The organism is Protofrankia sp. CiP1_Cm_nod2 (assembly GCF_920664355.1).
Lineage (GTDB): Bacteria > Actinomycetota > Actinomycetes > Frankiales > Frankiaceae > Protofrankia.
On the sequence record NZ_CAKKTL010000186.1, the window covers coordinates 2,045 to 10,758 of the forward strand.

The window sequence follows — 8,714 nt, forward strand, 5'->3', positions numbered from 1 at the left end:
TGCCGTGACACTGCTGTGATGGTGCTGCGACGCTGCCGTGACGGCCTGCCCGGCGCGAATGCGGCGGAATTGCTGAGAAGTCGGTCACCTCCCGATAGGCACACCGTCCCGGCCGGCTCCGCGCCGGGACGGGTCGCGTAACGTGAGGCCCGTGACAGACGTGGTGTTGCGCCTGGACTCGGTAACTGTTGTGCGGGATGGCGCGACGCTCCTTTCCGACATCCACTGGACCGTTGCCGACGGTGAACGCTGGGTCATTCTCGGGCCGAACGGCGCCGGGAAGACAACCCTGCTCCAGGTGGCGGCGAGCCGGGTTTTCCCGACTCGCGGAACGGTCGACCTGCTCGGCGGCCGGCTCGGTGAGGTCGACGCGTTCGACCTGCGCAGCCGGGTGGGCCTGGCGAGTTCGGCGGTCGCGGACCTCCTGCCGGCCACCGAACGCGTCCTCGACGTGGTCATGACGGCCGCGTGGGCGGTGCTCGGGCGGGCCACCGAGAAATACACCGATGACGACCGGTGGCGGGCCCTTGAGCTGCTCACCCAGGTCGGCTGCCGGAATCTCGCCGACCGGCGGTACGGCACCCTGTCCGAAGGCGAGCGCAAGCGCGTCCAGATTGCGCGTGCGTTGATGACCGACCCCGAGCTACTGCTGATGGACGAACCGGCCGCCGGGCTCGATCTGGGGGCCCGTGAGGCCCTGCTGGCGCGGCTGACCCGGCTGGTCGCGGACCCGCTGTCGCCGGTGACCATCATGGTCAGCCACCACGTGGAGGAAATTCCGCCGGGTGTGACCCATGCGCTGCTGCTGCGCGCCGGCCGGGTGGTCGCGGCCGGGCCCGTCGAGACGGTCCTGACCGGCCCGGCGCTGTCGGCGTGCTTTGGCATTCCCCTTGAGGTCGGTGCCGGTGCCGGCCGGTTCTCCGCGCGGCTGACGCCCGTCTTCCAGCATTCGGGGCGTACCGCGCCGTCTGTCTGAGCCGTCCGTCTGAGCGTCTGTCCGGGCCGTCCGGGCCGTCCGGGCGATGGGCGCTGTTTCCCGTGGGCGGCTGTTCCCAGCGGGTGGCCGCGTTCTGGCGGGCGTGTTCTGGCGGGCGTGTTCTAGCGGGGACGGTCGAGCAGCGCCCACAGCCATCCTGGCCCCGCCGTGGCCGCGCCCACAGCGTGGACGCGGGCGCGGAGCGCGCGGTCCGCGGTGATGACGACAACGGCGCCACGTCCCTGTTGGACCGCCGCGGCGGCCGCCGCCACGATCGTGTCGTCACCCGCCGCGGGGGCGTGGACGACAACGAGCCCGGCGGGCCGGTTGCCCGGCTCACCGGCGCCGGGCCGCCCGCTCGCGGCGACCCCGGCCCGGGCCGCCCCTTCGAGCACCAGGATCACCTCGGCCGGCAGGTCCTCCCTGGCCGGCAGATCCTCGCTGGCCGCCGCCCGTGGCGTGGAGGCCCCCTGGCACAGCGCGGACAGGCGTCCGTGCAGGCGTGCGGCGGCGGCCGCGCGATCGCGCCACCATCCGTCCGGGCGGGCTCCTATCACATTTGCCGCATCGACGATCCATGTCCGCTCATCCACCGTGGCTCCTTGGGCGCTACTACCGGGCCAGCTCTACTACCAGACCGTGAATCGGATGAGCGCGGCTGCGGCCCATACGTGGTGTATCGCATTCGCAGGTGCGGGATCCTTGATGGCGTTGCGTGGCGCTCACCGCTGCCGGCCGGACCGTGACGTCCTTGTCTGCGCCGACCACCGGCGTTTCGGATCGGAAGTCGTGATTCGGCGACAACTCATGATCAAAATTTATCCTGACGGTGGCCTCCAGCGCTTTGGCTAGACGTGACTCACGTCTACCTGAGGGACGTTGTGTGGTGTCGATGACGCCGCGGACGGCATGTCGCGGGCGATGGCGGTCGCGCGTGTCCGAACCAGCAGTTACAGTTCTTCCTGATGACGTGGTAATACTAGTCTCGAAGAGTTCCGCGGTTCGCTGACCTGAAGGAGAGAGGCATGGCGCAGAAGACCATCGTGTCGTTGATTGACGATCTCGATGGACACGAGGCCGATGAGACTGTTCGGTTCGGGCTGGACGGCGCTTCGTACGAGATCGATCTGTCCGAGAAGAACGCCACCAAGCTGCGTGAGTCGTTGGCTCCGTTCGTTGGGGCGGCGCGTCGCTCGGGTGGCCGGGCAACTGCCGCCCGCCGTGGGCAGCGCGGCGCTTCTCGTCGTACCGGCGGCACCGACCGTACCGCTGACATTCGTGAGTGGGCGCGAGCCAACGGTTACACGGTCAGTGACCGTGGTCGTATCGCCTCCAACATCGTCGAGGCGTACGACAAGGCTCACTGAGCCGCTCTCGGCCGCATTCGTCCAGTTGCCCGAATCCCACGCGGTCACAACTGTTTTCGCGTGGTCGCGGGCGCACGGGGCCGGCTGCGGCCGAGCGGTGGACCATGACGCGGGGGGTCAGTCGTACGGCGGTGCCGGCGCGGAAGAGGCCGGGCCCCTGGTTGGTGCCGCTTATGGCCAATTTGGGGCATGTGGCAGTGCTGTTTTCTGGGCGACAGGTTGTCGGGCCCGCAACCTGTCGCCCAGGTCATGCCCGGGCTCAGGTGCCGCGGTGGCGGGCCATCCAGTTTTCCAGCTCCCCCCGGGCGCGGGGAAGCGCGGCCGACAGGTTGCGGTGGCCCGCGGTGGTGACGAGAATGTCATCCTCAATCCGCACCCCGATCCCGCGCAGCTCCGGCGGCACCGTAATGTCGTTGGGCTGGAAGTACAGCCCCGGCTCGACCGTGAGCACCATCCCGGCCGTGAGTGGGCCGTCGCGGTAAGCTTCGTCACGGGCGTGGGCGCAGTCGTGGACGTCGAGGCCCAACATGTGTGACGTGGAGTGCAGGGTATACCTGCGATGCAGGCCCGCGTTCGGTGCTTCGGGGTCTTCCGCGAGAGACTCCTCGACGCTGACCGGGAGCAGCCCCCAGCCGTGCAGCGCCTCGGCTATCACCCGCATTGCCGCCCGGTGCGGGTCGAGGAACTGTGCGCCCGGTCGCACCGCTTCGATTCCGGCCTGCTGGGCCGCGAGGACCACGTCGTACACCTGACGCTGCACATCGCTGAAATGTCCGTTCACGGGAAGCGTGCGTGTGATGTCGGCGGTGTAAAGCGAGCGGGACTCGACACCCATGTCCAGCAGCGCGAGGTCGCCGGGCCGTACCGGCCCGTCGTCACGGACCCAGTGCAGGATGGTGGCGTGGTGGCCGCAGGCGACGATGGAGCCGTACCCGACGTCGTTGCCGTCGACCCGGGCGCGGCGCCAGAACGTGCCCTCCAGCCACCGTTCGCCGTTGGGCAGTGTCATCGCGTGGTCCAGCTCACGCACGCATTCGGAAAAGCCCAGGACGGTGGCGGCGATCGCCTGCTCCAGCAGGGCCGTTTCGTGCTCGTCCTTGACCAGCCGCAGCTCGGAGAGGACCTGGGCCAGCTCCGTGTCCCGGTCGGTCCCGGCGGGGGTGGATGCTTCCCGGCCGGCGGGCGTGTACCGCAGGACCGCGCGGTCCACCTGCTCGTCCTGGCCGCGTACCACCCGGGTCGTCGCCGGTGACAGCCGGGCCAGCGCCTCGGCGAGCTCGTCGAGCGGGCGGCAGGTGATCTCGAGAGCCGCCGACGTCTCCCGTACCCCCGCGCGTGGTCCCACCCACAGTTCGCCGTAGCGCCGGTCGGTGTAGAAGGCCGGTGTGGAACGGTCCGAGCGGTCGGCGACATACAGGACGGCGTCGTGGTCGCCACCGGGGCTCGGACGCAGAATCACCACGGCGTCCGGCTCGTGACAACCGGTCAGCCAGAAGAAATCACTGCCCGGCCGGAACGGGTAATCGGTGTCATTCGCCCGTACCTTGAGCCCACCGCTGGGCACCACCAGCGTCTCGGCCGGGAATCGTGAGCTCAGCAGCGCGCGCCGCTTGGCCGCGTACTGGGCCACATCCTGGGCCGCGTACTGTGCCACATCGTCACGGGCCGGCGTCGGCTCCGCGGTGGACACCCAGCCGGTGGCCATGAATCGGCGGAAGGCGGAAGGTGGCTGCTGGTCGTGGCTGGCCTGTCCCGCCGGCGAAGCGGGCCCGGTGACGGAACCGCCGCTGGAACTGGGAGCAGCGCTGGAACCGGTGCTGGAACCAGCGGTGGATGACGTGCCGGCCGGCTGTCCGGATCTGTCGGTAGGCTGCTCGGATCTGCCGGTAGAAGGCGGGGAAGCACTCGGGCGCGTACTCATGGTTCCAACGGTAGGCCGCGGCGGTCCGTGGCGGGTAGCGTCCCAGGAGTGCCTATGTCGCCGGGTCCCATGGATGGCCTTCTTGTCGTCGATCTCACCCGGGTATTGGCCGGGCCGTTGTCCACGCTGATGCTCGCCGATCTCGGGGCGAGGGTCATCAAGGTGGAACGTCCCGGTCACGGGGATGACTCCCGCTCCTACGGTCCGTTCATGGACGACCGGTCGCTGTACTTCGCCCGGGTGAACCGCGGCAAACAGTCGATCGCGCTCGATCTGAAGGATCCGGACGACCACGCGACGTTACTTTCCATCATCGACCGCGCCGATGTGCTGGTGGAGAACTTCCGGCCCGGCGTGATGGACCGGCTCGGTCTCGGCTGGGGCACGTTGTCGGGACGTAATCCTCGACTGGTTTACGTGAGCATCTCCGGCTTCGGGCGGACCGGCCCGTGGCGAAACCGGCCGGCCTACGACGCGGTCGTGCAGGCCGCCACCGGGATTATGTCGATCACCGGGTCACCGGACAGCGACCCGGTGAAGCCCGGCGTCCCGATCGCGGACCTTGCGGCCGGTCTGTATGCTTTCGGCGCGATCGGGGCCGCATTGTACGGGCGGCTGGCCACCGGCCGCGGTACCCATATCGACATAGCCATGTTCGACGCCACACTGTCGTTGCTCGAGGGTGCGGCCCTGTCCTATCTGGCGACCGGTGTCACGCCGCCGCGCATCGGCAACGCACATTACTCGATCGCGCCGTTCGACACGTTCGCCTGCGCGGACCGCAGCATTGTGATCTGTGCCGCGAACGACAGCCTCTTCGCCGGGCTGTGCCGCGCGCTGGACCGCCCGGATCTCGGCACGGATCCGCGGTTCGTCACCAACAGTGCCCGGCTGGCGGCCCGGGAGGCGTTCAAGCAGGAAGCGGAGCGGACTCTTCGTGCCCAGCCGGCTGCGTATTGGCTGAAAGTGCTGGGTGCGGCGGGCATACCCTGTGGCCCCATCAACAACGTGGCGGAGGCGGTCTCCTCCGAACAGGCTGTTTTCCGCGGCATGGTGGTCGACGCCGGGGGCCTTCCGCTGCCCGGGAATCCGGTGAAGATGGCGGACTGGCCGCAGGACTCCCGGCGGCCGCCGGAACCGGTACTCGACGCGGACGGCCCCGCGATCCGGGCCGAGTTCGGTTGATCCGGCGGTGCGCCGGTGACGGCGGTGGAAGTCGTGGGCGCGACACCCGGGACCGGGAACATTCCAACGGCTACCGGACGTCGACAGGGATGGCGAGCGGTGGGGTGGACGAGGGGACGTGGTCATGACGTGGCCTCCGGACGGGCCCGGACGAGCGGGGCGGCGGCCTGGATGGCCTGAGGAGCGCCGGCCCCCGGGCGGGGCTCCCGGGTGGCAGCAGCCACCGCCGCAGCCCGGATGGCAGCAGCCACCGCCGTCGCAGCCGCCGCCGTTCCAGCCGTCACAGCCGCCGCCCGAGCCCTTACCGCCCCGGCGCTCCACTGGGCGCCGCCTGGTCACCGGCGTGGCGGCGCTGGCGTCCGTCCTCGTACTGGCCGTCTCCGGCGGGGGCTGGCTGGCCCTGCGGCACTATGACAACAAGGTCACCCATGTGTCGCTGGCCTTCCCCGGCACCGAGCGGCGGCCGGGCGGGGCCGGCGGCGGTACCCGCAACATCCTGCTCGTCGGCTCGGACAGCCGCAGCGGTACGGACGGGGAGTTCGGTGAGGTCGAGGGCCAGCGGTCGGACACCACGATCCTCGCCCACCTGGACGCCGATGGCTCCACCACGCTCGCCTCGTTCCCCCGGGACCTGTGGGTGACGATCCCCGCCTACACCGACTCCGCCGGCCGCGCCCACGCCGCGCGGAAGTCCAAGCTCAACGCCGCGTTCGCGTTGGGCGGGCCGTCCCTGCTGGTACGGACCATCGAGACGCTGACGAAGATCCGTATCGACCACTACCTGCAGATCGACTTCATCGGGTTCCAACGGATGACGGACGCCCTCGGCGGGGTGACCGTGTGCGTGAAACCGCTGCCCAACGGGAGCCGGAGCAACCTCGACGACAAGATGTCGGGCTGGCACGGCCAGGTCGGCGACAACAGGGTCAACGGCGAGCAGGCGCTGGCCTTCGTCCGCCAGCGGTACGGCCTGCCCGAGGGCGACCTCGACCGGATCCGGCGTCAGCAGCAGTTCATCGGTGTGGTCTTCCGGTCGGCGACCAGCACCTCGACCCTGGTCAACCCGGTCCGGCTGGCTTCCCTGCTGGACGCGGCCACCTCGTCCGTGACCGTCGACGCCGGCACCTCCCTGACCGACCTGCAGCCACTGGCCGTCCGGCTGCGTGGCGTGGGCAGCGGGGGTGTCCGCTTCGAGACCGTCCCGGCGTCGCCTGGTCAGGCAGGCGGCCAGTCCGTGCTGCTCACCGACCCGAACAAGCTGGCGGCCTTCCTGGCGGATCTCTCCGGCCGGCGGCCGTCCTCCGCGAGCGCCGCGGCCGTCGACGGTGGCCCGCTGGGCGGGCCGGCCGGGCCGGCCATCACCCTGGTGGCCGCCACGGCCACGACCGACGCCACCGCGGGATCGTGCACCTACTGAACCTCCGGCCGCCGCTGGCCCGGCGGCGTGTGGCCCGGTGACGGGGTGTGGTCACCGCGCTCGTCGATGGCGGCGTTCAGTTCGGCGCCGAGCAGGACGGCCAACGCCGTGATGTAGAAGAACAGCAGCGCGGCCACGGGCGCCGCCACCGAGCCGTAGATCAGTTCATTGCCGAAGACCGTTTCCAGGTACAGCCGCAGCAGGTAGCTGCCGACGTTCCAGACCACCATGGCCAGCAGGGCGCCGGGCAGCGCCCGCCGCCACGGGCGCCGGGACGGCAACGACAGGTGGTACAGCGAGGTCAGCATCGTCAGGGAGAGGACCGCGACCACCGGCCAGAACAGGACCGTCAGCAGCCAGCCGACGAGGTGGTGGCGGTTGGCGTCGAGCAGTTCCGAGATCAGGTCCGGCCCGAGGACGAGCGAGGGCAACAGGATCACACCGCTGGCCACCTGGGCCAGGTACAGTCGCAGTGCCAGTAGCCGGCTGCGTACGGCTGATCGCAGCTGGCGCTGGCCGTAGGCGATCGTGATGGTGTTGACGTAGGTCGCCATGGCCGACGACCCGGTCCACAGCGACAGCAGGAAACCGATCGAGATCACATCCGGGCGCCCGTGGGTGAGGATCTCGTTGATCGTGGGGCGGATCACGTTGTCGACGACCGAGGGTGTCAGCAGGTCGTCGGCGGCGTTCAGCAGACTCTGACGGATGCTGTCGACGGCGTCCGCGCCGACCGCGTCCCCGACGTAGCCGATGGTGCCGAGGATCGCCAGTAGTAAGGGAGGCAGCGACAGCAGCTGCCAGAAGCCGGCCTCGGCCGCGAGGCCGAGCACGCGGTCGCGCCAGGCACGGGCCGCGGTCCGGCGGGCGAGGGTGAGAACACGCATCGACACCCGTCCGAGCAGGGAGGGCACTGTTCTCGGAGGCCGGGCCGGCAACGGCGACACGGGGCCTGACGGTGGCGCGAGGCCTGGCAGCGCGGCGGAAGCAGGATGCGTCAGATCAGCGGGCCGCGACGCATCGGACGCGGGACCAGGCGTCTGGAGCACCGCGGACAGCAACCTGTTCGCCAACCACACCGGACCAACGGTACGGCCTCGGGTTCACAGCGGCTCCAGCGGTCGTCGATTGGCCTGGAACCCGGCCGGCCGGCCGCTGCCGATGTCACCAGTTGCGCTGGCCTGGTTGCGCCGGCATGGATAACGGAGGCATGCCGTCGGTCGACGAGCCATGCCTCCGGGCCACATCAAAATGCCCCCGCTGACAACGTGTGATCGTGTCCGCGGGGGATCGCCGGGCCGATGTCCGCCGCCGGGTGGCGGGCGGTCAGGGAGAGACGGTCAGTTTGTCTGTTTCGTCATGGTATTCGACGGCCACGGCTCGTAGCTTCGAGTCGTGGGACTTGGCGTGATGCCGGCAGAACAGCAGTTCGCCGCCACCGGGAAGCACGACCCGCACATACGCCTGCGCGCCGCACCGGTCACACCGGTCGAGGTTGGTCAGCGTCGGTCTGGTAGTGGTTCCAGTCACACCATCTTCAACAGTCTTCGTCGGGATTTGGTTCCGCCCAGCGGTGTGACGGTTCCCTCAGGCCTCTCGGAGCCGTCGGCGACGCAGGTCAGGGCCGGGGCACGGCGGGAGTCGTGATGATCATAGGTGTGGTGATCACGTACGGCGCGCGCCGAAGACGATGTCGTCCCAGGCCGGTACGGACTTGCGGTTCTTGCGGCCACCGGAGCCGCGTTCCCCGGCCCGGCCGGCGGTGCCCGTGCGCCCGTTCCGGGGCGTCGGCGACGTCCGTGCGGCGAGGTCGGCCTGCCCGGCGGTGTCGTCGACGGCATCGGCGTC

The 8,714-nt window shown here is 70.0% G+C and carries 8 protein-coding genes and 1 pseudogene; 4 read left to right on the top strand and 5 right to left on the bottom strand.

Annotated features, from left to right (window positions below; all coding sequences use genetic code 11):
- Window positions 1–151: 151 nt before the first annotated feature.
- The gene (locus NBW84_RS18175) at window positions 152–976 is read left to right on the top strand and encodes an ABC transporter ATP-binding protein (protein ID WP_250285930.1); all 825 of its coding nucleotides are present in this window, start codon (window positions 152–154) and stop codon (window positions 974–976) included.
- Between the two features lie 122 nt (window positions 977–1,098).
- On the opposite strand, the gene NBW84_RS18180 is transcribed toward NBW84_RS18175, so the two are convergent.
- Complete coding sequence (locus NBW84_RS18180; protein ID WP_250285931.1) at window positions 1,099–1,569, bottom strand: hypothetical protein; 471 nt, start codon at window positions 1,567–1,569, stop codon at window positions 1,099–1,101.
- A gap of 432 nt (window positions 1,570–2,001) precedes the next feature.
- Here NBW84_RS18180 and NBW84_RS18185 point away from each other — a divergent pair, with 432 nt between their 5' ends.
- Window positions 2,002–2,343: a histone-like nucleoid-structuring protein Lsr2 gene (locus NBW84_RS18185; protein WP_013874753.1), complete on the top strand. Its 342-nt coding sequence runs from the start codon at window positions 2,002–2,004 to the stop codon at window positions 2,341–2,343.
- Window positions 2,344–2,602: 259 nt separating this feature from the next.
- Here NBW84_RS18185 and NBW84_RS18190 read toward each other — a convergent pair whose 3' ends face one another.
- Complete coding sequence (locus tag NBW84_RS18190) at window positions 2,603–4,048, bottom strand: aminopeptidase P family protein (RefSeq protein ID WP_250292358.1); 1,446 nt, start codon at window positions 4,046–4,048, stop codon at window positions 2,603–2,605.
- Between the two features lie 270 nt (window positions 4,049–4,318).
- Between NBW84_RS18190 and NBW84_RS18195 the strand changes: the two genes are divergently transcribed.
- Both NBW84_RS18195 and NBW84_RS18200 read left to right on the top strand, forming a co-directional pair.
- On the top strand, window positions 4,319–5,449 hold the full coding sequence (locus NBW84_RS18195) for a CoA transferase (protein WP_250285933.1): 1,131 nt from the start codon (window positions 4,319–4,321) through the stop codon (window positions 5,447–5,449).
- Between the two features lie 343 nt (window positions 5,450–5,792).
- Window positions 5,793–6,866 (top strand): LCP family protein, encoded by a 1,074-nt coding sequence (locus NBW84_RS18200; protein ID WP_250285934.1) that lies wholly within the window; start codon window positions 5,793–5,795, stop codon window positions 6,864–6,866.
- On the opposite strand, the gene NBW84_RS18205 is transcribed toward NBW84_RS18200, so the two are convergent.
- The 3 genes and pseudogenes from NBW84_RS18205 to NBW84_RS18215 form a co-directional block, all read right to left on the bottom strand.
- Complete coding sequence (locus tag NBW84_RS18205; protein WP_250285935.1) at window positions 6,860–7,753, bottom strand: YihY/virulence factor BrkB family protein; 894 nt, start codon at window positions 7,751–7,753, stop codon at window positions 6,860–6,862. The genes NBW84_RS18200 and NBW84_RS18205 overlap by 7 nt on opposite strands.
- A 439-nt stretch (window positions 7,754–8,192) precedes the next feature.
- Window positions 8,193–8,396, bottom strand: a complete 204-nt coding sequence (locus NBW84_RS18210) for a DUF7455 domain-containing protein (protein WP_250285936.1) — start codon at window positions 8,394–8,396, stop codon at window positions 8,193–8,195.
- A 135-nt stretch (window positions 8,397–8,531) separates the two neighbouring features.
- Window positions 8,532–8,714: pseudogene (locus NBW84_RS18215) on the bottom strand (hypothetical protein); the annotation flags it as partial.

Bases quoted from the DNA above. Each gene is read 5' to 3' on its own strand.
- NBW84_RS18185 (WP_013874753.1), top strand. From the start codon at position 2,002: ATGGCGCAGAAGACCATCGTGTCGTTGATTGACGATCTCGATGGACAC.
- NBW84_RS18190 (WP_250292358.1), bottom strand. From the start codon at position 4,048: ATGGCCACCGGCTGGGTGTCCACCGCGGAGCCGACGCCGGCCCGTGAC.
- NBW84_RS18195 (WP_250285933.1), top strand. From the start codon at position 4,319: ATGTCGCCGGGTCCCATGGATGGCCTTCTTGTCGTCGATCTCACCCGG.
- NBW84_RS18205 (WP_250285935.1), bottom strand. From the start codon at position 7,753: ATGCGTGTTCTCACCCTCGCCCGCCGGACCGCGGCCCGTGCCTGGCGC.